This window comes from Haloferula sp. BvORR071, from assembly GCF_000739615.1.
In the GTDB taxonomy this organism is placed as follows: Bacteria; Verrucomicrobiota; Verrucomicrobiia; order Verrucomicrobiales; family Akkermansiaceae; genus Haloferula.
Map to the genome: position 1 here is coordinate 182,563 of NZ_BATP01000019.1, position 23,653 is coordinate 206,215.

A 23,653-nucleotide genomic window follows, 5' to 3' on the forward strand; every position below is an offset into this window, starting at 1 on the left:
TCGCGGCATGCCGCGAGCCGCTCTAACAAATTCGCGACGGAGCCTGAGTTTTCCCTAACAGAGGAATGTGAGCTAGAGCGACTTCCTTTCCCGGATGCCTTCTCACTCGCGGCGGAGATTCTAAGCGAAGCCGCCGGTGTCGCGTCCAGTTGCCGACTCAACACGGCAGCTCCGGCGATCAAGACCAAGCCTGTCGCTCCTAAGATGATCGAAGTCCTCGTCATGACCTGCGGGCGCAAAGACAGAAAGAACGAGGCACCGTCCGCTCCCGGACGATGCCTCGCATGGAATCGCTTACTGGAGGCGCCAGCGCTGCTGCGGGCCACCGCTCCAGCCCCACTGGATCAGCTGGGTGCCATTGGTGGTCGTGCTGGAGCTATCCAGCGAGCCACCGCTCTGTTGGTTCCAGATCTTGTAGGTGCCATCCGATTGTTGGTCCACCCACCAGCGCTGGTTGCTGCCGCGGGTCGGCGTCCACTGGATGATCTTGGTGTTGTTCGCGGGGTTGCCGCCCGGAACGTCGAGGGCTTTCCAACTGGATTGGCTGACGATGTTCCAAGAGCCATCCGAATTCTGGCTGAAGTTCCAGATCTGGTTCTGGCTCGGGCCGAGGCCCCAAAGCCCGACGATGCTGTTGTTGGCAGTCAGGCCCAGCGTATCGATCGCCATGTTGTTCATACCCACGATCGTGTGCCGACCCCAGATGTTGCTGGGAACGCTGACGGGGGTGAATTGCAGCCACGCCGCCGCATCACAGAACCGGTTCGTGATGATGTTGTTGTCGTTGGGCGTCTGCTGGGTGAAGTCGCTCCAGGTGATGTTGAAGTCGGTGCGGCGTTTGCTCCAGGCAGCGTTGGCATTCGCCACCGCCCAGCTGTGATAGGTGGCCCATTGCCGGTTATCCCGGCAGAAATGTCCCAGAGCCCGCGCATACTCGTCCGACCAAGTATTGGTCCCCCCGCCGGTCATGATGCCGTTGTTGTACCAACTCGGCCCCTTGACGTAGTCGAGCGCCCGCTTGGCGTCGTCGTAGTACATCACGTTCCCAGTGATCTGGTAGAGGTAGTTCGCGTAGTCGGCAAAGGTCCCCTGGTTGTAGACATTCCTGCTGGTGTTGACCGTGCCGTTGCGGTCAACGCCGTTGTAAACCTGACCGGTCGAGGTGTTGTAGAGATGGCTCCGCACCCAAGTGTAGATCTGGGTCGCCCGGTCCAGATACCACTGGTCGTGATTGCCCATGTAGATCAGGCAAGCGGCCTTGCCCATGGTATTGTTGGAGAGGGCCTGCTTGTCGATGGCCTGACCCGGCGGCGTCATGTCAGGCTGCTGCTCCCAGATCCCACCGCCATTGTACTGGGTATCCCAGCCGCGTGCCCAGGCCATGTCGAAGCAAGGAACACGGGCATTGTAGAGCAGGTCGGCATTACCGGTGATGAGGTAGCCGCGGGCCAGCATGATGGAAATCCATCCGATGTCGTCATTCCAGCCATCCCACTCATATCCCGGCGGGAATTTCTGCAGGAAAGTGGTACAGAGCGCGTTGACCAGGTTCTTGTGAGCGGTGCTGCCGGTGCGCTCGAAAGCGTCCTGCGCGATCATGATATCGATGGCTCCGGTCCAGCCTTCGTCGAAGACGCCGCCGTTGATCTTATTCTTGTAGTAGTTGCCGTTCACAAGAAAGGCACTGTTGAAGCCGTTGAACATCGTATCGGCGTCGCCAGCTCCGATCGCGGAAGCCGATTGAACGAAGCCGCCCGAAGCAGCGACGGCCAGGACCAGCAGGAGCGACCGTGCGGCGCTGCTCTTCCCGGCAGCCATCCGGATGGAACTTATGACCTCGTTCGCGGATCCGGACATAGCTCCGCCATACTCTTTTTCCAGTGTCTCTTTCATTTCTTGGGTTTGTTGGGATCGACGATTCCGCAACCATTTCGTCGGTGGCACGGAAGCCGCCAGATGAGGAGGAACCAGGGAGCCTTGGGTGCAACTTGGTTCATCATCACGTTGCATCATCCCATCCGGATTGACTACTCCCCGTGTCGGTAGTTCTAGCCAGCCGCTCAATTCGGCGAACAGACCGCATAACTCGTTCGCCACCCAACAAGCATGTATATCGAAAGCAGGTTCGTCCCGCCCTCGCGTTTTTGAACCTCCGGAACAGCGAGTTTTCCCACGTGGCCCGGAAATGCGATCCTTGCAGCCCGGCTGCAGGCGCTGCATAAATCGCAGCCATGAAAGCACCCAGCTTGTTAGAGACAACATCGCGATGCGCTGTCATCGCGATGACCCTGCTCACTGCCGTACTCCACGCGGAAGTGGATGTGACCAAGCTACCGGCTGGATGGACTCCCAGCGAACCACCCGAGGCCCTCACCTCCCAGCTAGCTCGCGAGGTCGAGTGCAAGGACTACCTCATCTTGCTGTCGTCGAAGGCGACCCTGATCCACAACGAGAACAAGATCGTTTCCCCTTATTTTGGCAAAGGATACGACGCCGCCATCAAGGGCATCCAAGACGGCTTTGATGAAAGCGCCGCAGCAGCCAAGATACCGATCATCAAAAGCGAGCTGGTGAAGAAAGACGGCGTCGAGATCCTTCATCAGGAAGTCATCCAAGCGCACCAATACAGCATCGTCCTGAGCCAGCTCGAGCCGGCGAAGATCGACCAGGTGATGCTGATCTTCCCGGAAGACAGCCCCGATCACGATGCGATCGTCGCTGCAGGCTACAGCGTGTTCCGCTCGGTGCCGGATGCCAAGCTAGCTGCAGCTCCACCTACTCCCGCATCCGGCGGCTCCCCAGCTTCCAGCACGACCACCATCGCCGCCACCGATCCCCTCGACGCCGAGGCCTTCGGCAGGCTGAGCTTCTATGTCGTCCTCGTCGTCGGGGTTTTGATCTTCATCGTGTCCGCCATCCGCAAACGAGGAAGGCAGAAGCCGCGTGAGCCGCGGCCGTAAGCGGCGATCGCGACGACCCGGAGCGTAATACTAAATCCCGCTGATGAGGTGACCATCCCGGGCGGCAGGAAAAGGCAGGACCAACCACGAATGAACACGGATTAACACGGATGGAAGATCCAGTTCCGGAGGTTTTTCCTGCCTTCTATCCGTGTTAATCCGTGTTCATCCGTGGTTCTCCATGCCTTTCGAGAGGTCCGGCGGTATCCGCCCCCAAAGAAAATCCCGGGCCGCCGCTGAAGGCGACGACCCGGGATGATTGAGACGAACTTCAGGAAGCGATTACGGTTTCACGGCCACCTTCAGGCGAGCCACCTTCATCGGATCCGTCCCTTGCGGGATGCTCAGTGTGACGGTGTCGTTCGTGCCATTGTTCGTCACGGTGATCCCGGCATCCGAGGAAGCGGTGTCCGCGCCCACGTGATAGGCACCCGGCCAAGTAGCAAGATCGGGGCTCGTCTCCACGGTCACCGTGATGTCCGGAGTCAAGGACGCATGGTCACGGGTGAAGCTGAAGACGAAGTTCCCGCCCACCAGTTCCAGCGTGGGACCCGTGCTACCTGCTTGGGTCGGCGAGGTACCAAGAACGTATTCCACCGCATCCGCCAAGCCATCTCCATCGAAGTCGGCGCTCGGATCGCCACTCAGGCCATTGGACTCAACATAGGCGGCGAAACCGGTGGGGATCACCCGCAGCACGATCTGCTTGGTCGCGGGGAAGTGGTGGACTTCCCAGCCTTCCGGCAGATTCAAGGCCTCGAAGACCCCGGTCAAGGTACCGGTGTAGCTGGCAATGACGTAGCTGGTGGCCGTCGGTGCATTCAGCGTGCTAAAGCTGACAATCGCACCAGCGATGTCGAGGTCGCCATTCACCGTCAGGCGGTCGGTGCTCGCACCGTCGATCTCACAAACGTAAGTGCCATCGATGATGGTGTTGCCTGCCGTGTAGGCACCTGCGCTGGCACCTGGAGCGATGGTGCCACCGGCATTCACCGTCAGGCTCGCGCTGGTGGAGCCCGTACCCTTGAGCGTGCCGCCGGCATTCACCGTGATCGGGCTGGCGCCGCCGGTGTTGTTGAGCTGCAGCGTGCCTTGGTTGACCGTCGTCGGGCCGGTGTAGCTCATCAAGGTGCCACCGAAGATCTGGGTGCCGGTGCCGGTCTTGGTGATTGCCACCGTGCCACCTCCTGTGCCGCCATCGACGTTGCGGATGCCACCGTTGAAGGTGTAGCTGCTCGCGCCAGTGGTGTTGATGACCAGCGTGCCAGTGCCGTAAGCAGTGGTGTCATTCAGACCGCGGTTTTCGATCGTGCCGGGACCAGCGGCCAGCACCAGGCCGCCCACCGTTTCCGTGAAGCCGTTCAGGCGCAGAAAGGACTCCGCCATCGCTCCGCTCGGGAAGGCAGCGGCAGTCCAAGTGATCACGGCGCCGTCCGCAATCTGCTCATTGCCGCCCAATACCACGCCGGCGGAGTTGCCGTTCCAGTTGGTGGCGGAGAGGTTGACGTTGCCCGGGATTGCGATCGCACCGCCGGTCTTGGCGAGCAAGAGCCTGCCGGTACTACCGAGGGTGGTGTCGCCCGCATAGGTGTTGCTGGTCGAGCCCGACAGCGTCACCGAGTTGGCAGACACCTTGGTCAAACCACCGGCACCACTGATCGGGCCGCTGATGACGAAGCCGACGCCGCCACCGATGCCGCTGGTGCTGGCGAGCACGATATTGCCACCGTAGTTAATGGTGGTGCCACCGTCATTCGCCTGCAGGGCTCCGTTGCCACCGCCCAGTCCGTTGAGCTCGAAGTTCTCAAGGATCGTGCCAGTCACCGCGCCACCCGCCGCCACGCGGGCATTGTTGCTGGCGGAGACGATCGTCTTGCCCACAAGGCTGCCGAAGGCATCCAGCGTGCGGAACTGGACTTCCTCCTGATTGACGAAGGTATCGCCATCGTAGGTGTTGTTGGACTGGATGATCAACTGCCGTGCACCGATTTTCGTCAGCGAACCGGAACCCGAGAAGGTACCGGTGGTGAACCAGAAGCCGCCGGTCAACCCGTCAAGCGTGCCACCACCCGCGCCGAGCGTGACCGCACGGTTGAAGGTATTGGCACCGATGTTGGTGCCCGTCGTGGTATAGCGGAGGGTGCCGCCGTCGATGCTCAAGCTATTGCCAGAACCGAGGGACGAATTCGTGCCGTTGGTGGCCAAGCTCGATGCAGCCAGCACGCCGCCGTTGATCGCGGTATTGCCGGAGTAGGTGTTGGTGCCGGTGACGAAGAGAGTGCCGGGACCGCTCTTGATCAGGCCTTGGACGCCTGCCAGCACGGAGGAGATCGTGGTGTCCACATTCTGCACCGCGATGCCCGGCGTACCGCTGGTGGTCGCCAGGGTCAGCGTGTTCGCACCACTGAGCGTCCAAGTGAATGGATTGGTATTGCCAAAGCTCAGGCTACCGACGGTGCGCGCGCCATCGAGAGTGACGATGCGGGCTGCGGTCTGCGGCTTGGTGAAGTCCACCGGCGAGTCAACGCCGTTTGGAATGACCTGGTTGGCCCAGTTCGTGGCGAGCGACCAGTTGCCGGCGGCGTCCACGTCCCACTTCGGCACGGTGACCGTGCGGTAGGTGGCAGTGGCGATCGCGCTATCCGCGAAGCCGGTGCTGGTGGCGAAGGCCTTCAAGACCACCACGGAATCCACCGGAATGGTGATACCGGTGATCGGGCTGGTGCCGCTTGCCGAGGCGAGCGTCGGATCGCTGCCATCCAGCGTGTAGTAGATGGTCGAGCCGCTGTCCGAGGTGATGGTCACCGACTGGGCCCCGATCTGCGAGCCGCCGGTCGGGCTGAAGGCCGGGGTATTGGCCTTGTTCACCACCGTGATGCGGCCATTGCTGGTCAGCGTGCTGGTCTCCCACTGCAGTCCGCCAGGCAGCGTCGGCAGGCCGGAGATGCTGGCGAAGCCGCCGGCAAAGGTGCCCGTGCCGCTCGGCGCGAAGAGCTGGAAGCTATCGCCCAAGACCGGCGTATCACCGGTAGGTACGATGGTCAGGGTTCCGCCGTAGGTGATTTGCGAGAAGTTGTTGATCTTGTCGTTGGTCAGCGTCGCGCCGGTCTTGTTGATCTCGAAGGTGGCGTTGCCCGCGAGGGTCACGGCACCGTTCGTGTTGAGCGTGCCGATCGTGTTGTTGCCCGGGGAAAGCTGACCGCCGGACTGGATCGTGACCGCACCGGAGACTGTGCCAAGACCGGCGAGGGTGCCGCCGCTGCCGACAACGACCGCGCCACCGAGCGTGGTGCCAGCCAAGGGCAGGACCGTACCGCCAGTCGCGACGTTCACCGGATTCGTAGTGGTGAGGGTACCCGCACCGCTGACACCGGGAGAAATAATCCCACCCGAGCCCACGGTCACGAGACCCGTCAGCGTGCCGCCGGTGCCTTGCAAGATACCGGTGCCGGTGACGGACACCGTGGCAGCCGCCAGGGTGTTGTTGATGCGTAGCACGCCGTTGTTGACGATGGCAGGACCGGTGCAGCCGCTCATGTTTCCGCCGAGGAGCTGCGTGCCGGGACCGGTCTTGGTGATCGCAATCTTGCCGCTCTGGCTGTTGAGGTTACCATCCGTGTCCCGGATGATGCCCCAGTAACTGAAGGTGCTACCGCTGTTGACGACGTTGATGGTCAGGTTGCCATTGGCGTAGGCAGAGGCGTCGTTCTGACCACGGTTTTCGATCAGGGGGAAGCCTGTCGCCGCCGTATTTTGCGAGACCAGGCCGCCAACGGTTTCAGTGTGACCGTTGAGACGGAAGAAGCTCTCCGCCTGGGTGGTGGTCTGATAGCCCTGCATGGTCCAGGTCAGCAGCGCGCCATCCGCGATCTGCTCATCGCCTCCCAGCACTACCCCGGCATTATTGCCGCCGAAGGCCGTGGAGGAGAGCTCCAGGTTCGCGGGAATGGCGGTGGCACCGCCGGTCTTTGCCAGCAGAAGCTTACCAGTGCTACCCAGGATAGTGACGCCCGTGTAGGTATTGCTGGTCGAGCCGCCAAGAGTGAGCGAGCCGGTGCCCACCTTCACAAAGCTGATCGAGCCGGCCGTGCCACTGTCGCTGATCGTTCCACTGTAGACAGTGTTCGCATTGGAGGACCCGACGTTCAGCACCACCCTCTTGGCGGCATTGCTATTGATGATGGCACCGCCGCCACCGGAAAGGTCGGCGAGCGAAGCGGAGATCTGGCTGACACCGTTCAAGTCGAGGGTGGCCCCGCTGGCGATTTCCAAGCCGGACCCGACTGGCAAGCCGCTACCACCCGGGATCGGGTAGGCACCCGCCGCGCCGCCGGTCACCGAGTTGTCCACCGTCGCGAAGGCGCCCGTGGGCGAAGACCAGTTGTAAGTGGCGGTAGGGCCGACTTGCTCGATGGCCGAGCGGTCGTCCAAGGTCGTGAAGTTGGTGTTGTCGTTGCTGCCGGAAATAATCCAGCGACGCGGATTGCGGGCCGGCGTGGAGTCGTTGGCGGAGGACCAGTTGTAGGCATCGAAGCTGGTCGACGCCCCGAAGTCGTAGGTGATTACGATCGGGCGCGTGCCAAAGCCATACTTGGTGAAGCCAGCCACGTTGGCACCCTTGTTGTCGTTGGCGTTGCTCCAGAGCTGCTCGCCGGTGCCGGGACCGGAGGCCGTGCCCGTGGTTGCCGCAGTCCACACACCCGCCTTGTAGTAGTGCAGCTCGCCGATCTGGTTGTAGCCGTCCGCACTGGTACTGCCGTTGCCGTAGTTGGTGTAGGCGGTGAAGCGGTAATAGCGGTAGGAATTCAGTGGGGAGAGCTTGAGCGTGCCCGCTGTGATCTTGGTGGAACCCGTGAAGGTGCTGGCACCAGCCAGCGTCAGGGTGCCCGCGCCGCCCTTGCTCAGGCCGCCGGTCCCGGCGATGGCGGAGCCAATGGTCGCGCCGACACTCGGGGAAACGAGGATCGGTGCGGTGGGAGTCAAACTGTTGCCCTGAAGCACATAACCATCCGTGCCGAAGCTCAGGCCGGCCGCGGTGATTCCCCCTGAGGCGATCGAAACCGTCCCTGCCGTACCGCCGAAGCTCGCGGCTTGGGCGCTATTCCAAACGACGCTGGTCCCGGCCACGGCCTGGTCGTCCCAGTTCAGGGTGCTGGTATCCCATACTCCCACGCCGCCATCGGCATCGGGACCTGTGTCGTTGCCATCCCAGAAAAGGTCGGCGTGAGCAGGGAGGGCGGCGGCAAAGAGCACGAGGGTCCCTTTGAGATAACGGTGGTTTTTTTTCATGTATTCGCGATCGGGGAGGCAGGGTTTTGTCGGGAGGAGGTCGACCGGTGAACAGGTGCACGGAAGGCGTGCTATGGGACCACGTCAGATCGCGGGATAAGGTTTAGCGGAATGAAAATTTATGCACTCACGCAGACACGGAAAGCAGGCGCGACGCGGTTTCCCCCTGACCGCGCAGCCCCCATGCCCCCCTCGCCCCCCTCCGTGGGGCTGCTAGAAGGCCGGAAACGGCGCAAAAAGCCCCCCGAATTGCTGTTAGCGAGGGGCAAACCCGCCCCTTGCCAGCGCTTCGCGATTCCTTACAATCCCCCGCATGGCCCGCTCGCTGCGCCTCGCACTGTTCTCGCTCGTCGCCCTCATTTCGCAGGCATCCGCCGATCACGTGATCCTCACCGGAGGCCCCGCCCTGCGAAATTGGGAGGACCTGCGTGTGCCCCAGGACCAACATGACCGCTGGTGGGCGAACTTCGTGCGCGCCTCCACGCTGCGCATGGTGGAAATCCGCAAGGCCTATGGCGAAAGCGCCCCGATCGTCTGGATCGTCTATCGCCCGGGCTACCAAGAGCGCGGCAAGGAGGACAAGAAGCCCTACACCTCCTACATCACCGATCTCGCCCGCGACCGCCACGTGACCCTCGTCTGGGTGGACAACACCTCGAGCCTGGTCAGCGCATTCAATGCCCGCCCGCGCGGCTCGGTGGAGACCTTCGACTACTTCGGCCACTCGAATAAGTTCTGCTTCATGCTCGACTACGGCAGCACGATCATGGGTGCCTGCACGGTCTGGCTCCACGAGCGGGATCTCTCCCGCATCAATGGCTCGATCTTCGCCAAGGATTCCTACTGCAAGAGCTGGGGCTGCCACACCGCGGAAAGCATGAGCGGCGTCTGGAAGAGCCGCTTCGGCGTGAAGCTCGAAGGCGCCCGTGGCAAGACCGACTACACCGTCGTTGGCCAAGGCCAGCTCCCGCTCGGAGAAAACTGGATGCGCTGACCCCGCACTGACTTGGCTTTAAGAATTAGTGCTTAGTAATTAGAAATTTTCGTCCTGATGCTTCTTTCCGAACTCCAGCGTCTCCACGCTCTGCCTTTCTTCGAACTGCTCCAGCAAGCCCGTGCCGTGCATGAGGCGAATTGGGCGGACAACGATGTCCAGCTCTGCACCCTGCTCTCGATCAAGACCGGCGGCTGCTCGGAGGACTGCTCCTACTGCGCACAATCCGCCCGCTACAACTCGGGCGTGGAGATCGAGCGACTGTTGAGTAAGGAGACAATCATGGAGCGTGCGAAGGCCGCCCGCGAGACCGGCTCCACCCGCTTCTGCATGGGTGCCGCTTGGCGCGGTGTGCGCGGTGGGACCCAACGCTTCGAGCAGGTGCTCGATATTGTCCGCGATGTCTCCACCCTCGGCATGGAAGTCTGCGTGACTCTCGGCGAGCTCGGCCCGGAGGAAGCAAAGGCCCTCAAGGAAGCCGGTGTCACTGCCTACAATCACAACCTCGATACCTCGCGCGAGCACTACCCGAACATCGTCACGACCCACACCTACGACGACCGCCTGCGGACCATCCGCAACGCGCAAGACGCAGGAATGTCGGTCTGCTGCGGAGGCATCCTCGGCCTCGGTGAATCCACCGATGACCGGCTTAAGATGCTGGAGGTGATTTCCGAGTTCAACCCGCAGCCGGAGAGCGTGCCGATCAACTCGCTGATGCCGATGCCCGGCACGCCGCTGGCCGATAGCCAGTCGATCGATGCCTTCGACGTGGTCCGCATGATCGCCGTCACCCGCATCGCCGTGCCGAAGGCGAAAGTCCGCCTTTCCGCCGGCCGCACCCGCATGTCGGATGAGACTCAGGCCCTCTGCTACTTCGCCGGTGCGAATTCGATCTTCTACGGGGACAAGCTCCTCACCGCGAAGAATCCCGCCGTGGAGAAAGACCGCGCGCTGCTGGCCAAGCTCGGCCTCGGCACGCTGGCTCCGAATCCGGGCCTCGCGGCGCCGGAAACGGAGGATGAGCGCCCGCTCAGCCCGGCCCCCGCTTGCGCCGGCACCGGCTGCGGCTGCGATTGAGCGGAGAACAAAGGGAGAGCCCTATGGAGGGCGGACACTCTGTCCGCCCTCATTCGTGTCCATCCCCGATCCCCCTAACATCTCCTGTTTCCGTCCGCGACCTCTGCGTATTTTCGCGGTTCGCATTCACACAGGCTTGGGCGAACAAGAAGATACGCGCTCCCCAAGGCCTCCAACGGAGCCTCTGCGGCTTCGTTTTCCAGAAACCTCTTGAATGCTTCCGCATTGCGCGGAGTCTAAGGAGCCAATGAAAGCGTTCGCCGTTCTGCTTGCCTTGACCCTTTCCGCTGCCGCGGATTGGACCGCCGACGTGACGCCTCCGAAGCTGGGCCCGCAGCCGAAGCTGGTTCCGCAGGAGTTCGTTTATCGCCTGTCTTGGAATGGCATGGTGGATGCGGGCAAGCTAACCTTTACGTTCGGGAAGCCGGACCCGAAGTTCCCCTCCGACTATGTGGCACGCGTGAGCGGCGGCAGTTCGGGGATCGCTTCGAAGTTGTATCACAGCAAGGTCTCGCTGGTTTCCCGCCTCGATCCCGCCACCCTGAAGCCACGCGTCTCCGTGGGCGTGCAGGATGAGGGGGACGAGGTGAATTCCACCCGCAATTCGTGGGACGGCACCTTGGTCACCAGCGAACAGACCATCACAATCTCCAAGAACGGCAAGTCCGCCACCCAGACCAGCGACTTCCGCCTCGCCTCACTCCACGATGTTGTTTCCGCCATGCTGCATGTCCGCAGCCAGAAGCTGGATGACGGTGATGATCTGGTCATGCCGCTGATGCCCTTCAACAAGCCCTACCTGATGCGGATCCACGTCGCAGGCCGCGAGAAGTTCGCAGGCCGGGATACCATCAAGTTGACTGTGGGACTCGAAAAGATCGACCCCGCGACCAAGACCCTGGTGCCCTACAAGAAGTTCAAAAGTGCGACGATGTGGCTATCGGACGATGCCAACCGCATCCCGGTTGAACTGCGCTCGGAGGTCTTCATTGGCGATGTACGCATGACCCTAGCGGAAGCCCGCAGGCTTTAGTGCATTGCATTTGGCGCGATACAATTAGCGGGCAGGCAGAGGATCACAACCCACCGCCAGGCGCGGGTAGAAACTGCGTAAATCTCCGGCTTGTCAGAATGGCCGATTTTGGGAATGTTAGGTAAACACTTGCTAAGTTCATGTGCCCCCGTTGCACTTTGAATGAATTTGCAAGCCGAGTCCCCCACCCCAGCCTTAAGAATGACCGCTCATAACGAGGATGATTTGATGCACGCCTTGGCGACCGAACTGGAATCCCTGAGCGGAGAAAGCGCGGAACGCCTCTCCAATATCCTGCGTGGTCTATTCACCTGCATGCAGGACCTCAACACCCGCTTGGCAGCTCTCGAACGCCAAGACCGCGAAGGCGGTGAGCGCGTGCGCTAGTCCGGATTTTTTACGGATCACCCGCAAACCGGAGCGGGATGGAGTCCAGTGAAAGCCCGCTAGTTCCGCATTTTCCCCCGGGTCGGTGATACGAAATCCCGCCAGCGATGTATTCCTCCGCATCGCCATGCCCCGCCCACTCCTCTCGCTGCTGCTTCTATCCGCCATCGCATCCGCCGATCCGGTCCCGCTCTTTGACGGCAAGACCCTTGAGGGCTGGGAAGGTGACACCAAGGTCTGGCGAGTCGAAGACGGCGCGATCGTCGGTGGCTCGATGGAGGGCAACGCTCGCAACGAGTTCCTCACGACCAAGCAGAGCTACAAGAACTTCATCCTCCGCCTCGAATACAAGCTGGTGGGCACGGAGGGCTTCGTGAATGGCGGGGTGCAATTCCACAGCCAACGCGCGAAGGAACAGAAGCAGGAGCACGAGATGATCGGCTACCAAGCGGACATCGGCGCGGGCTACAGCGGCTGCCTGAACAACGAACTGCGCAAGCCGCAGTTCCTCGGCGTGGCTGACAAAGCCCAAGTCAAGTCGATCGAGAAGCCCGGCGAATGGAACCGCTACGAGATCCGCGTGGAAGGCCCTCGTGTGCAGCTTTCGATCAACGGGACGAAGACCTCCGAATACACCGAGAAGGATCCCGCGGTTCCGTTAGAGGGGCTCATCGGTTTGCAGATCCATGGCAATTGCAAGGCGGTGATTTCTTTCCGGAAGATTGAGATCGAGAGTTTGCCCGACACGCCGAAGTGAGCGCCTATTCCCTCTCCACCGCCTCGGGCACTTCCTCCACCGGATGACTCCCCTGCGCCGCCGGACCAGCAATCCGATAGCGCAGCTTCAATCCCTTTCCCGAAGGCCCGTCAAATGACTCTAACTGGTAGACACCCTTCAGGTTCTCGCGGGTCCGGAATGACATGAGCGAACACGCATGCGGATAGTAGGAACTCCCTGCCGTCGTCGAAGGCCAAGGATCCCAGGGATCCGAGGAGTCGTCTCCGAGCTTTTTCTCCACGTCTTTCGCCGACATGGCTTCGATCAAGGGCTGAGGCTCATTGTAGTCACGTTCGCGCGACATGAAGCGGAATACCTTCCAGTCCTCTTCCTTGAGATGAATCAAGAGATCGGCCTGATTCTCCTCCATCCAGCGCCTCAGCTCGGGCGTAGACTTGAAGCGTTCATAATCATCAGCGGGGTAGCTCAGCCGATAGGGAGGCGGAAGTATCTTCCCGCTCGCGAAAGAAAAGAACGCCGTCCCATCCTCGCCCAATTGCTGCCGGCCAACTGATTTCTCCACTACCGCTGTAAGCGTGCGGTCCGAATCGAGGGCTGGCATCTCTCGGAGCTTCGCCATGAACTCCCCAGTCCGGTCCTTGAATGTCCGGGTGAGCGCCGCTTCCGGTCCGGACATCGAGGCATCAGGCAGCGGCCGCCACTGTCCATCCACACAGCCGAGCACGATGCCGCGAGCAAGGCCTGCCCCCACACCATAGACCAAGGCTAGGTCGCAACGGTAGAGGATCATCCGTTTCGCCAGCACTCCATCTAACAGCTCCGCCGGGGTCGCGGCCAGCACCTGGTCCGGCGTGTCGGTTCCGCCCGGGCTTTCCGGAATGGGAAGCTCCCGGAAAAAGCTGCTGTTCACCGCGGCATTCGCTGGCAGCTCCAGCAGCTTGTAGCGGAGCTTGAAGCCCTCCGCTCCACGACCCGCGACCTGCAGCAAGCCCATCGAGCCCTCACGGGTTTGAAAGCCCCAGACGCGCGGGGCGCTATTGGCATCGGCGAGACTCTGCACGTCTTCCAGGCGGGCATCCGCCAAGATCCGCTGCAATTGCGCGGACGTCAGGGTCTCCCACGCCTCACCTGCCAGCAGCACACACTTCATGGCGGTCGCCCTGAGCTCCCTCTCCTTGGGCAGGGCAATCACATCCATGCCGGTTGCCTGCATCCAGTGCCAGCCATTCTCCCGTGTTAGCTCGGGGCTCAGGCCGCTGAATACATATTCTGGCGTGTAGCCTTTCTGCATGCTCTTGCCGGTATCCAGATCGAGAGCCTCCGGAACCTCGCATTCGAGCGTTGGTTCAAAGCGGAGGCTCGCCAGCGCTTCCTTCGCATAGTCATAGATCGGAGCAGACAAGACCGCCACATCCGCCACCAGCTTGAGACGGAATTGCTTCCTCTCGGGCATCGCATCGTTCTCATCAAACACGAATACCCCCTTGCTGCCGCGGCGCGTCTTGAAGATCCAAATCGGGCTGTTCTCTCCGACGACTCCCGCAAGCTTGTAGCTGGTGACGTAGCTACCGCGAGCTCCGGGACCGCTACTACCCGCGGTGCTCAATCCATCAACGCCATAGGAAGTGGTCCCAGCCTGATCCGGAGACTTTGGCTGGGCAGCAACCTGGTCGCATTTGCTCGCGATGATATCTGCAGCCTTCGAGACATCGTTGGCACTGATGGCATTCCAGTGCAGCCAGTCGCCGCCCCAGCCGGTGTCGGAATTCCCATGGCCCGCCACGCAAGCGCGGCTGAAGATCACCAAGCCTCGCCTCATGGCGACCGCATCCGCCCCGCTGCGGTCGATCCAGTCCAAGTAGTCCTGGGGCGGAGCTTTCGAGCCATGAAGCATCCACAAGGCATCATCATCCCCGAGCTGCGCGGCAATCGCCGGTGGAAGCGACAACACGGCACCGGTATCGAAATCGACGAAGCGATTCACCCCGGAGGGATAAGCCTGCATCACCCGCTGCACCTCGGGCGCGAAGTTAGCAGTCTTGGCTTTCCGCGGCATCTGATAGAGGACCGCAGAGATCCCACCCACCAAGGCCAGGGCGATGAGTCCGAGCACCCACTTGCTCCAATTGATTGGCTTCGCCTCAATCAGCTCCACCGCTCCCGCACGCCGCTCCCGCCACAGCGCGTAGCAGAGGGAAAAGGCCGCAGCACCCGCCAAGCCGGGCGTTCCGACATTGAATTTCGACAGGGTCGCCAAGGCTGCCAGCAGCAGCAGCAGCATCAAGGTGCCGAAGCATGACGAGAACCCCTCGTAAATCCGGCCCGCCCTTCGAAACGGCTTCGCTGCGGGACGGATCCGCCACGCGGCGTATAGCAGCGCCAATCCCGGGAAGCCGATCAAGCCATACAGGCCGAGATCGATGTAAGTTTGAGTGGCAACTCCCGTCAGAAACAAAGCAAGCCACAGCGTAGCGAAAGCGGAAGCGAAGGCAGCGTAAAAGCGGCTCCACTTCCTTCCCAGCGATGCGAACGGAGGTGCCTCCATGGCGACCTCTTCCGGCAGGGGCGCCACTCCACCCGTGCCCGCCATGGTCTCCACCATCGTCTTGAACTCCGCCGCGGATTGATAGCGCCGCTGCGGCTCCTTCTCCAGGGCCCGCAGCACAATCTCATCGATCCCCACTTCAATCTGCACCTTCCGCGAGGGAGCCACGACTTCCTTCGCAGGACGCTCGCCGGTCAGCATTTCGTAGAGCACCACGCCGAGCGCATAGATATCGGCCCGGCGATCCACGCTGCCCCCCTCCTGCTCGGGCGCCATGTAGGGAGGCGTGCCCGAATGCTCGCCAGTGGCAGCCACCAGCGAAGCGATCCCGAAGTCCGCGATCTTGATCCGGCCCTCGCGATCCAGCAGCAGGTTCTCCGGCTTGATGTCGCGGTGCACCACGCCCTTGCCATGCGCGTATTCCAGCGCCTCGCACACCGGCGGCACGATCGCCAGCGCTTGCTCCGGCTGCATCCGCCCCTCGCGCAGCAGCTCGCGGAGGTTCACACCATCCACATACTCCATCACCAGATAGAAGAGCCCCTCGGTCTCGCCGAAATCGTGGATGGTCACGATGTTCGGGTGGCTGAGCTTCGCCAGCAACTCGGCCTCGTGCGCGAAGCGTGCGGCGAAGCGGCTGTCGTGCTCGCGCTCGGGGGCAAGGATCTTGATCGCGACCGTGCGCTTGAGCGATTTCTGGCGCGCCTTGTAAACCACACCCATGCCCCCGCGACCGAGGCACTCGAGGATCTCGTACTGCGGGAATTTCGCGGCCAGTTCCTCCGGCGACATCGGCGACATCGGCGGCAGGCCCGGCAGGTCCTCACCCTCCGGCAGGGTATTGGAATCGAAGTTCATCGCCATCAGGCAGCGCGGGCACAAGCCGGCGGCAGCCGCGGCCGAGAGCGTCGCGCCGCAACGCGTGCAGCTTCTGGAGTTTTCCGTCATGCCATCGATTCGGAAAGGAGTGCGCCTTGTTACATCAGTGCCTCCATAAGCACCCGCATTTCCTGATCCACCTCCGCTTCGTCCGCCACGGTGCGGGCTACCTCTTCGCGGATGAGTTGGCGATAGCGCTTCCGCAGCCGGTGCACCGCCACCCGCGTCGCGCCCTCTGTGGCACTCAGCCGGCGGGACATCGCCGCATAGTCGATCTCGCCGCGATCCGCGGTCAGGCACTCCTTGAGCGCGTCAAAGTCGCCGGTCTCCAGCTCCAGCCGGTGCAGCGCCGCATCCAGCAAGGCCAGCGCCCAGCGGCGATCAAACAAGGCATCCGGCGCAAGCTCGCCATCATCCGCCCCGACGATCTCCGCCAGGTCTGCATCCAGCGGCACGGTTTCCACAAAGCCACCTCGCTTCGCCGCGTGCTCGCGCCGCCACTCGTCAATCATGTAGCGCTTGAGCGCCGTGACCAAAAACGTCCGGAACCGACCCTTGCCGCGATCCGCAAGCCCCAAGGATCTCTTGCCGAGCAACATCGCGAAGAATCCCTGGGTCAGATCCTTGGCGTTCTCGACATCGTTCCCCGCCCGGCGCGCCACGGCATAAACTGGCTGCCAGTAAAGCCGGCACAGCACCTCGAGCGACTCGTCCGCCTGCGCGGCCGCGCCATTCACCAGCGACCAACGCGTGGTCAAAAACAACGGCATCCCCTCGGCCATGCTTCCCTGACTCATATCCACCGCTTCCATTCGGAGAAAGCCTGCAATTGTTACCCTGCCTTTCCGCGAAAAAGCCCCGGCTTGGCCGATGACCAAGCGCGGGGCTCACTGGCGCTACCTTTGCGGGCAGCGTTTCGTTTTAGAGATACTTGTCCGTCACCGCGCCTTCGCTGGCGCTGGTCGTGAGCTTCGCATACTTCGCCAGCACACCACGCGTGTAGCGCGGGGCCGGTTGCGTCCACTTGGCACGACGGGCCGCCAGCTCCTCATCGCTGAGATCGACGGTGATCTGGTTGTTCTTCGCATCAATGGTGATGGTGTCGCCATCCACCAGCAGACCGATCGGGCCGCCGTCGTGGGCTTCCGGGGTGACGTGGCCGACCACGAAGCCGTGGCTGCCGCCGGAGAAACGGCCATCGGTGATGAAGGCCACCTTCTTGCCGAGTCCGCGGCCCATGATGGCGGCGGTGGGCCCGAGCATCTCGCGCATGCCCGGACCACCCTTCGGGCCTTCGCGGCGGATCACGATGACGTCGCCCTCGACGATCTCGCCGCCGAGGATGGCCTTCATGCCCTCGTCCTCGGAGTCGAAGACGCGGGCGCGGCCGGTGAAGAGTTCGCCTTCCTTGCCGGTGATCTTGGCCACCGCGCCGCCGGGGGCGAGGTTGCCGTAGAGGATGCGCAGGTGGCTGTCCTTCTTGATCGGGTTACTCACCGGGCGGATGATCTCCTGGCCTTCCGGATAGTAGAGCTTCGAGTTCGCGATATTCTCGGCGAGGGTCTTGCCGGTCACGGTCATGCAATCGCCGTGAAGCAGGCCGCCTTCCAACAAGATGCGCAGGAGCGGCATGGTGCCGCCGATCTTCACCAGCGCGGCCATCGAGTATTTGCCGGAAGGCTTCAGGTCCGCGAGCAGCGGTACGCGCTTACCGATCTCCGTGAAGTCATCGATCGAAAGCGGTACATCCGCGGCGTGGGCGGCGGCCAAGAGGTGCAGCACGGCATTGGTCGAACCGCCGAGGGCAATCACCACGGTGATGGCGTTCTCGAAAGCCTTGCGGGTCATGATGTCGCGCGGCTTGAGACCGAGTTGGATCATGTTCAGCACCGCGACGCCGGCATCGAAGCAATCCTGCATCTTCTCCTCCGAGACCGCGGTCTGCGAGGAAGAGTTCGGCAAGGACATGCCCAGCGCCTCGATCGCGGAGGCCATGGTGTTCGCGGTGTACATGCCCCCGCAGGAGCCTTCACCGGGGATCGCGCAGGCCTCGACGGTTTCCAATTCCTCATCGGAGTATTCGCCGGCGGCATGCTTGCCCACGGCTTCGAAGACCGAAACGATATCGAGATCCTTGAGCTCGCCCTTGATGGTCGCGCAGCCGGGGAGAATGGTGCCGCCGTAAACGAAGACCGAGGGGCGGTTCATGCGGGCCATGGCCATGATGCAGGCCGGCATGTTCTTGTCGCAACCACCGATCGCGACGAAGCCGTCCATCCCCTCGCAGCCGACCACGGTTTCGATCGAGTCCGCGATCACCTCGCGGGAGACGAGGGAGTACTTCATCCCCTCGGTGCCCATCGAGATCCCGTCGGAGATGGTGATGGTGTTGAAAATGACGGCCTTGCCACCGGCAGCGTCGGCACCTTTCGCCGATTCGCGGGCGAGGCGGTCGATGTGGATGTTGCAAGGCGTGACCTGCGACCAGGTGGACGCGATGCCGATCTGGGGCTTGGCGAAATCCTCCTTCTCGAATCCGACGGCATAGAGCATCGCCCGGGAAGGCGCGCGGTCGGGGCCGTCGAGCATCAAGGAGGAATAGGGTCGGCTTGGGTCGGACATGGGGGGAGGAAGCTAGGGGGCGAATTCGAGGGAGCCAAGAGCGGAATGGAGCTTCAAATTACTAATGACTAAGCACTAATTTTCAAACCGGTGAGTGCCGAAGAAAGGAGGCTGGCGCTCAATTCGCCGTGGCCCCGAGCAACGATTTCCTCTACTCCTCTTCCACTGACTGGTTTGAAAATTAGTGCTTAGTCATTAGTCATTGGCCTTTTTCGGCGCTCCTGTAGGGGCCGGACACTACCGGGTTTAGTCCGCTCCCCCTTTTTGCTTAAAATTTTTTGAGGAAGTCAGAAAAACCTCTTGCCGTACCCGCATTTCGTATCGGATGTAAATACCGCGTTAATTGCAGGTTGCTGCTCTTGCCGCGATGCCTTCCTCCCAGAATTGCCGGTCGCTCCTGAACCCAGGGAAGCCGGTGCAAACCCAAAATGCTCTGGTAGGTAAGGCGTCCGGCAAGGGCGGGCAATTGCTCCACAGGCCGTGGAACACTTTAAATTCCCGGCGTTGACGCGAAAGAGCCCCTCCCGCTCTTGCCAGCCCCCGCCCCCGGCCATATGGGGCTCCCGACATGGCCACTTACCGCGTGCTCGTTTCGGATCCGATTTCGGATAAAGGCGTCGAAGCCCTCGCAGCCGCCCCGGGAATCTCCGTCGATGTAAAGACAGGTCTCAAACCCGAGGAACTGCTTCAGATCATCGGCGACTACCACGGTCTGGTGGTGCGATCCGAAACGAAGGTCAACGCCGAGGTGCTGGCCGCTGCCAAGAACCTCAAGGCCGTCGGCCGTGCCGGCGTCGGTGTGGACAACATCGACCGCAAGGCTGCGACCGACCACGGCGTGATCGTGATGAACACGCCGACCGGCAACACGATCTCCACTGCCGAGCACGCCTTCACCCTGATGCTCAGCGCGGCCCGCAACGTCGCTCCCGCCCACGCGGAAGTTCTCAAGGGCAACTTCAAGGCCGCCCGCAAGGCCTACCAGGGCATCGAGCTGAACACCAAGCGCCTCGCCGTCCTCGGCATGGGCCGGATCGGCACCGAGTTCGCCAAACGCGCGCAGGCCTTCAACATGACGGTGGTCGCCTACGATCCCTTCCTGTCCCAAGCCCGCGCCGATGAGCTGAAGGTCGAGCTCGCCAAGACCCCGGACGATGCCCTGAAGGGTGCCGACGTGGTGACCCTGCACGTGCCGCTGACCCCGGAGACCAACCGCCTGATCAATGCCGAGCGCCTCGCGCTGATGAACCCGGGCGCTCTGGTGATCAACTGCGCCCGTGGTGGCCTGGTGGACGAAGAAGCCCTGAAGGCTGCAATCGAATCCGGCCACATCGCCGGTGCCGGTCTGGATGTGTTCGAAGTCGAGCCGCCGCCGAACGACCACCCTCTCTTCACGCTGAACAAGCACGTCGTCTACACCCCGCACCTCGGTGCCTCCACCAATGAGGCGCAGGAGAACGTGGGCATCCAGGTGGCTGAGCAGCTCCGCGACTTCTTCGTGACCGGCGAGATCAAGAACGCGATCAACATGCCTTCGCTGGATGCGGCGACGCGCGCGGCGATCGGGCCTTATCTCGATCTGGCCGGTGCGCTGGGCAAGTTGCTCGCCAAGCTGGGCCCGGAGAATCCGGACTCGCTGCGAGTCTCCTACCACGGCCCGCTGGCCAAGAAGGACACCGGTCTGGTTTCCCGCACCGTTCTCACCGCCTTGCTCGAGGCCTCACGCCCGGATGGCCAGGTGAACATCGTCAACGCGCCCGCCATCGCGACCCAGCTCGGCTTGGACGTGACCGAGTCCACCATCAACGCCAAGACCGAGTTCAACGAACTGGTGGTCGCTGAGCTCAAGAAGGGTGAGGCCCGCTACCGCGTCGCTGGCACGATTATCGGCCAATCGCCACGGATCGTGGAAATCGACAAGCTCTACGTCGACTGCAACATCGCCGGCCGCTTCCTCTTTGTGGAGAACGACGACCGCCCTGGCATCGTCGGTGTGATCGGCACTGCCCTCGGCAACGCTTCCGTGAACATCGCGAACATGGGACTGGCCCGCACCGCGGACCGCACCCGTGCCCTCACCGTGATCGAAGTCGATTCCGAGCCACCGGTCGCGCTGCTTGATCAACTCAAGAGCACCCCGGGGATCCTGAAAGTGATCACTCTGGAGCTGTGAGGATCATGAGTGCGGCTTTAATGGCCGTGGAAATGTGATTTTGAAAGGCCCTTCACCGAGAGGTGGAGGGCTTTTTTTTTTGCGCGGAATCTTTCCCGCCCCGCAGTCTGTTAGAGGCCAAGCCTCGGTCCTCACCTCGGCACAATGGTTGTCCCGAGAATGAGATCTGCCAGGGCGCGCTGGGGTCGCGTGCAGGCGTGCACGGCAACGCCCAAGAGGACGAGGAAGACCAAGGCACACGTGCCCCAAAGCATGGCCAACACACCGGTGTCTACGGTGGCGGCTCCAGCGATCGAGGCGAAGAAGAGCGGCACCTTGAAGGCGAGCGAAGCCATGAACCCGAGGTTTGCGGCGAGGGTGAGCATCGTCAGGCAGGTGAGAAAGGCGCGGGTCAGCACCATTGCCCGGCTCGCGGGCCCGCCTTGGCGATTGACGAGCACCAGACCGAAGAGCTGGAGGCCGGGCGGGAGGCCGGTGATGAGAGTCCAGATGAAGTTCGTCAACGCCCCCAGAACTAGCAGAAAGGCCAAAAATCCGGACCAAGCCGAGATGGCCGGGCCATGACCGGAAGACAGCTCGTTTACCCAGTGGTGATACATGTCCGTGTGGGTTGGCGATGAACTGGTGAATCCGCTCATGAGCTCTTGCTTCACTTCACCCGCGATCAAGCCCGCTTCAGGCACGACGAGCAGGAGGGAGAACGCCAGTGCCAGCAGCGGCCACAAGGCGAGCGATACCAGGCGCCGCCGCCAGGTGAGCTTGCCGGGCCACTCCATGGTCGCACGGAGGTTGCCCACGATCATGTCAGGCGTTTCGAGGCGCCGCTGTGCGAAGGTCTCCATCAGCCGGGTGGCATGCAGCGGCGGCGCGGGGGCCAGACAGAATCCGGCGATGGCGGCGAGGAATTCCTGCAGGCTGCCGTGGTCGGCTACGCGGTATTCCCGGCTGGCGCCGCCGGAGGGCAGCGGGAAATCCAGCCAGATCGCGCGGCCCTGCGCGGTGATCCAGACGCGGTTGAAGGCGGCCAGCTCCAAGCGCTCGCCACGGCGGGCGGAGGTGGAGAACTCGGTGGCCAGATCGAGCAACCAGCGGCGCACCCGGCTCCACGGCTGGTTGCCACAGGCCAGCACCGCCAGCGGTTGCCCGGCAGGACACTCAAAGGCTTCCCAACGCTCGCCATCGCGTTCGATCGATTGCAGCCAGCGCAGGCGGGCAGGCCGGTCGAGATCACGGCGGCGAGCCCGCAAAGGCGGGGTACCAGCTTCGCTTTGCAGGAGCCAGACCATGCGCTTCAGCGAGGGATCCCATGCTTCGGTCAGCGGGCCGTGGCAGGCCAGCACGGAGAAGGGCCCGATGCGCTCCCCGGTGCCAGGACCCGGAGTGGAGTCCACAGGGATGCCCGTCTCTTCCTCCATCAACTCCGACTGCGTCGTCACCCGGGTGCGGGAGATCAAATCCTGCAAGGCAGCGTAGCCGTTCCGCCGCCGCATGGTCAGGAACATCGCGATGAAGAACACAAAGCCGAGGGAATCGACCCAACGGAAGTCCGGGCTACCATCCCCCGAAAACAGGTCCGGGATGATCGGCAACAGCAGGAAGACAGAGGCTCTCAGGAAAGCCCGGCCCAAACCTGGCATGTCCCCACTCGCACAGCGGACTCTCAGGCCGCAGAGAAACTTTCCGGGAGTCGCACCCCAGCGCGCTTCCATCAATGCGAAATACAAGAGCGTGATCAGAGTGCCCACCAGCCATCCGGCGCTGCCGACCCGCGTGGTGGAATCGATCCATTGCCCCTTGAGGAAAAACATCGCGGGAATCTCCGAAATCAGACTGGCGAGGAAGAGATCCACCACCCCGGCGATGAAGCGCAGCCCGAGCATAGCCGGCGCGGGTGCCTCCGAGCTGAAGGGCAGCAGCGCGGCCCGCAATGCTTCGTAGCTTTTCGGCCTACGCGAGGCATCCCGTTCCAAGCAGCGCATCACCACCCGGGTCAGTGCCGCCGGGATGCCCTGCCGCAGCGTGGAGGGATCGGCGGGTGTCTTGGTCAGCACTGCGGCGATCAGCGCTCCCACATTCTCTGCCTTGTGGGTCAGCTGACCGGTGAGCAGGAAGTAAAGCGTGGCCCCTACCGAGTAGATGTCCGCGCGCAGGTCGAGATCCTCCCCACGCAACTGCTCCGGCGCGGCGAAGGTGGGCGTGCCCAAGGTTATACCGCTCTGCGTCAGAGTGAGGTCGCCCTGGGCCAGCGTGGAGATCGAGAGTCCAAAATCCCCGACTTTCACGAGGCCATCGGCGGAGATGAAGCAATTCGCAGGCTTCACATCGCGGTGCAGGACACCGGCGGACTGAGCGGCCTGCAAGCCATCGATGATCTGGAGCACAGCCTCCACCGCCTCGGCCGGGGGCAGCGGACCCTCGCGCCTCACCTTCTCGGCCAGGTTGCCCTGATGAAGCAGCTCCATCGCGATCACCGGCACGCCCTCGATCTCCTCCGCGGCGATGATGCCGACCACATGGGGATGGCGCACCGCAGCCGCGAGTTGGCCTTCGCGCAGGAAGCGGGCGCGCAGCTGTGGCGAGTCGATGGTCTGGCCGAGCACCTTCAGCGCGAGGCGGCGGCCGGTGCCCTCCTGCTCCACCTCATACACCGAGCCCATGCCGCCCTTCCCGAGCAAATGAATCACCCGGTAGGGCCCGAAGGTCACCGGCTGGGCCTCCATGGCCTTCGGTCCCTTGGTCATGCCGAAGACGGTGGAATTGTCCACCCCCAGCTTCAGCAGGCATTTCGGGCACAGCCCGCCCGCAATCGCAGGATCAATCGGGCTATCGCATTCCAGACAGTTGGCCATTCCAAGGAGTGTGGTATTCATGCCTTCTACCGCAACCCATCCGCAAAAGGCCAATGGCGTTACTGGAATCCTGAGCGGGAGGAGGCCCGGTGTTCCTCTTGTA

Annotated in this window: 13 protein-coding genes; 7 read left to right on the forward strand and 6 right to left on the reverse strand. The window is 62.5% G+C overall.

The features are described 5' to 3' along the window. Positions 1–294 precede the first annotated feature (294 nt). Positions 295–1,818 carry an RICIN domain-containing protein gene (locus tag BV071_RS09090; protein WP_265594249.1) on the reverse strand — a complete coding sequence of 508 codons (1,524 nt, stop codon included), beginning with the start codon at positions 1,816–1,818 and terminating at the stop codon, positions 295–297. 413 nt (positions 1,819–2,231) lie between these two features. Here BV071_RS09090 and BV071_RS09095 point away from each other — a divergent pair, with 413 nt between their 5' ends. Next, entirely contained in the window at positions 2,232–2,960 is a 729-nt protein-coding gene (locus BV071_RS09095) for a hypothetical protein (RefSeq protein WP_265594250.1), read from the forward strand. Between the two features lie 282 nt (positions 2,961–3,242). Here the strand turns inward: BV071_RS09095 and BV071_RS09100 are convergent, their stop codons facing one another. Further along, positions 3,243–8,249, reverse strand: a complete 5,007-nt coding sequence (locus BV071_RS09100) for an autotransporter-associated beta strand repeat-containing protein (protein WP_035605237.1) — start codon at positions 8,247–8,249, stop codon at positions 3,243–3,245. 313 nt (positions 8,250–8,562) lie between these two features. On the opposite strand from BV071_RS09100, the gene BV071_RS09105 reads away from it, so the two are divergent. The 5 genes from BV071_RS09105 to BV071_RS09125 all read left to right on the forward strand — a co-directional run bounded on the left by BV071_RS09105 (position 8,563) and on the right by BV071_RS09125 (position 12,500). Continuing rightward, the gene (locus tag BV071_RS09105; protein WP_035605240.1) at positions 8,563–9,243 is read left to right on the forward strand and encodes a hypothetical protein; all 681 of its coding nucleotides are present in this window, start codon (positions 8,563–8,565) and stop codon (positions 9,241–9,243) included. Positions 9,244–9,300: 57 nt separating this feature from the next. Next, complete coding sequence (gene bioB, locus BV071_RS09110) at positions 9,301–10,323, forward strand: biotin synthase BioB (RefSeq protein WP_035605242.1); 1,023 nt, start codon at positions 9,301–9,303, stop codon at positions 10,321–10,323. A 247-nt stretch (positions 10,324–10,570) separates the two neighbouring features. Further along, a complete protein-coding gene (locus tag BV071_RS09115) occupies positions 10,571–11,356 on the forward strand; it encodes a DUF3108 domain-containing protein (RefSeq protein WP_035605245.1) in 786 nt (261 codons plus the stop codon). Between the two features lie 201 nt (positions 11,357–11,557). Further along, complete coding sequence (locus tag BV071_RS09120; protein ID WP_035605247.1) at positions 11,558–11,743, forward strand: hypothetical protein; 186 nt, start codon at positions 11,558–11,560, stop codon at positions 11,741–11,743. 127 nt (positions 11,744–11,870) lie between these two features. Next, positions 11,871–12,500 (forward strand): DUF1080 domain-containing protein, encoded by a 630-nt coding sequence (locus tag BV071_RS09125; protein WP_035605250.1) that lies wholly within the window; start codon positions 11,871–11,873, stop codon positions 12,498–12,500. A 4-nt stretch (positions 12,501–12,504) separates the two neighbouring features. On the opposite strand, the gene BV071_RS32735 is transcribed toward BV071_RS09125, so the two are convergent. From BV071_RS32735 to ilvD, 3 genes are all read right to left on the reverse strand, one after another. Beyond that, on the reverse strand, positions 12,505–15,975 hold the full coding sequence (locus BV071_RS32735) for a serine/threonine-protein kinase (protein WP_052573086.1): 3,471 nt from the start codon (positions 15,973–15,975) through the stop codon (positions 12,505–12,507). Positions 15,976–16,004: 29 nt separating this feature from the next. Continuing rightward, positions 16,005–16,676, reverse strand: a complete 672-nt coding sequence (locus BV071_RS09135) for a sigma factor (RefSeq protein WP_075090871.1) — start codon at positions 16,674–16,676, stop codon at positions 16,005–16,007. Between the two features lie 151 nt (positions 16,677–16,827). After that, the gene (ilvD, locus tag BV071_RS09140) at positions 16,828–18,528 is read right to left on the reverse strand and encodes a dihydroxy-acid dehydratase (RefSeq protein ID WP_035605253.1); all 1,701 of its coding nucleotides are present in this window, start codon (positions 18,526–18,528) and stop codon (positions 16,828–16,830) included. Between the two features lie 568 nt (positions 18,529–19,096). Between ilvD and serA the strand changes: the two genes are divergently transcribed. Then, positions 19,097–20,701 (forward strand): phosphoglycerate dehydrogenase, encoded by a 1,605-nt coding sequence (gene serA / locus BV071_RS09145; RefSeq protein ID WP_035605255.1) that lies wholly within the window; start codon positions 19,097–19,099, stop codon positions 20,699–20,701. A 131-nt stretch (positions 20,702–20,832) separates the two neighbouring features. Here the strand turns inward: serA and BV071_RS32740 are convergent, their stop codons facing one another. Further along, positions 20,833–23,571, reverse strand: a complete 2,739-nt coding sequence (locus tag BV071_RS32740) for a protein kinase (RefSeq protein WP_265594251.1) — start codon at positions 23,569–23,571, stop codon at positions 20,833–20,835. Positions 23,572–23,653 lie beyond the last annotated feature (82 nt).

Excerpts from the sequence above, each read along its gene's own strand:
- BV071_RS09090 (WP_265594249.1), bottom strand. The coding sequence starts at position 1,818 with ATGGCTGCCGGGAAGAGCAGCGCCGCACGGTCGCTCCTGCTGGTCCTG.
- BV071_RS09095 (WP_265594250.1), top strand. The coding sequence starts at position 2,232 with ATGAAAGCACCCAGCTTGTTAGAGACAACATCGCGATGCGCTGTCATC.
- BV071_RS09100 (WP_035605237.1), bottom strand. The coding sequence starts at position 8,249 with ATGAAAAAAAACCACCGTTATCTCAAAGGGACCCTCGTGCTCTTTGCC.
- BV071_RS09105 (WP_035605240.1), top strand. The coding sequence starts at position 8,563 with ATGGCCCGCTCGCTGCGCCTCGCACTGTTCTCGCTCGTCGCCCTCATT.
- bioB (WP_035605242.1), top strand. The coding sequence starts at position 9,301 with ATGCTTCTTTCCGAACTCCAGCGTCTCCACGCTCTGCCTTTCTTCGAA.
- BV071_RS09115 (WP_035605245.1), top strand. The coding sequence starts at position 10,571 with ATGAAAGCGTTCGCCGTTCTGCTTGCCTTGACCCTTTCCGCTGCCGCG.
- BV071_RS09120 (WP_035605247.1), top strand. The coding sequence starts at position 11,558 with ATGACCGCTCATAACGAGGATGATTTGATGCACGCCTTGGCGACCGAA.
- BV071_RS09125 (WP_035605250.1), top strand. The coding sequence starts at position 11,871 with ATGCCCCGCCCACTCCTCTCGCTGCTGCTTCTATCCGCCATCGCATCC.
- BV071_RS32735 (WP_052573086.1), bottom strand. The coding sequence starts at position 15,975 with ATGACGGAAAACTCCAGAAGCTGCACGCGTTGCGGCGCGACGCTCTCG.
- BV071_RS09135 (WP_075090871.1), bottom strand. The coding sequence starts at position 16,676 with ATGCCGTTGTTTTTGACCACGCGTTGGTCGCTGGTGAATGGCGCGGCC.
- ilvD (WP_035605253.1), bottom strand. The coding sequence starts at position 18,528 with ATGTCCGACCCAAGCCGACCCTATTCCTCCTTGATGCTCGACGGCCCC.
- serA (WP_035605255.1), top strand. The coding sequence starts at position 19,097 with ATGGCCACTTACCGCGTGCTCGTTTCGGATCCGATTTCGGATAAAGGC.
- BV071_RS32740 (WP_265594251.1), bottom strand. The coding sequence starts at position 23,571 with ATGAATACCACACTCCTTGGAATGGCCAACTGTCTGGAATGCGATAGC.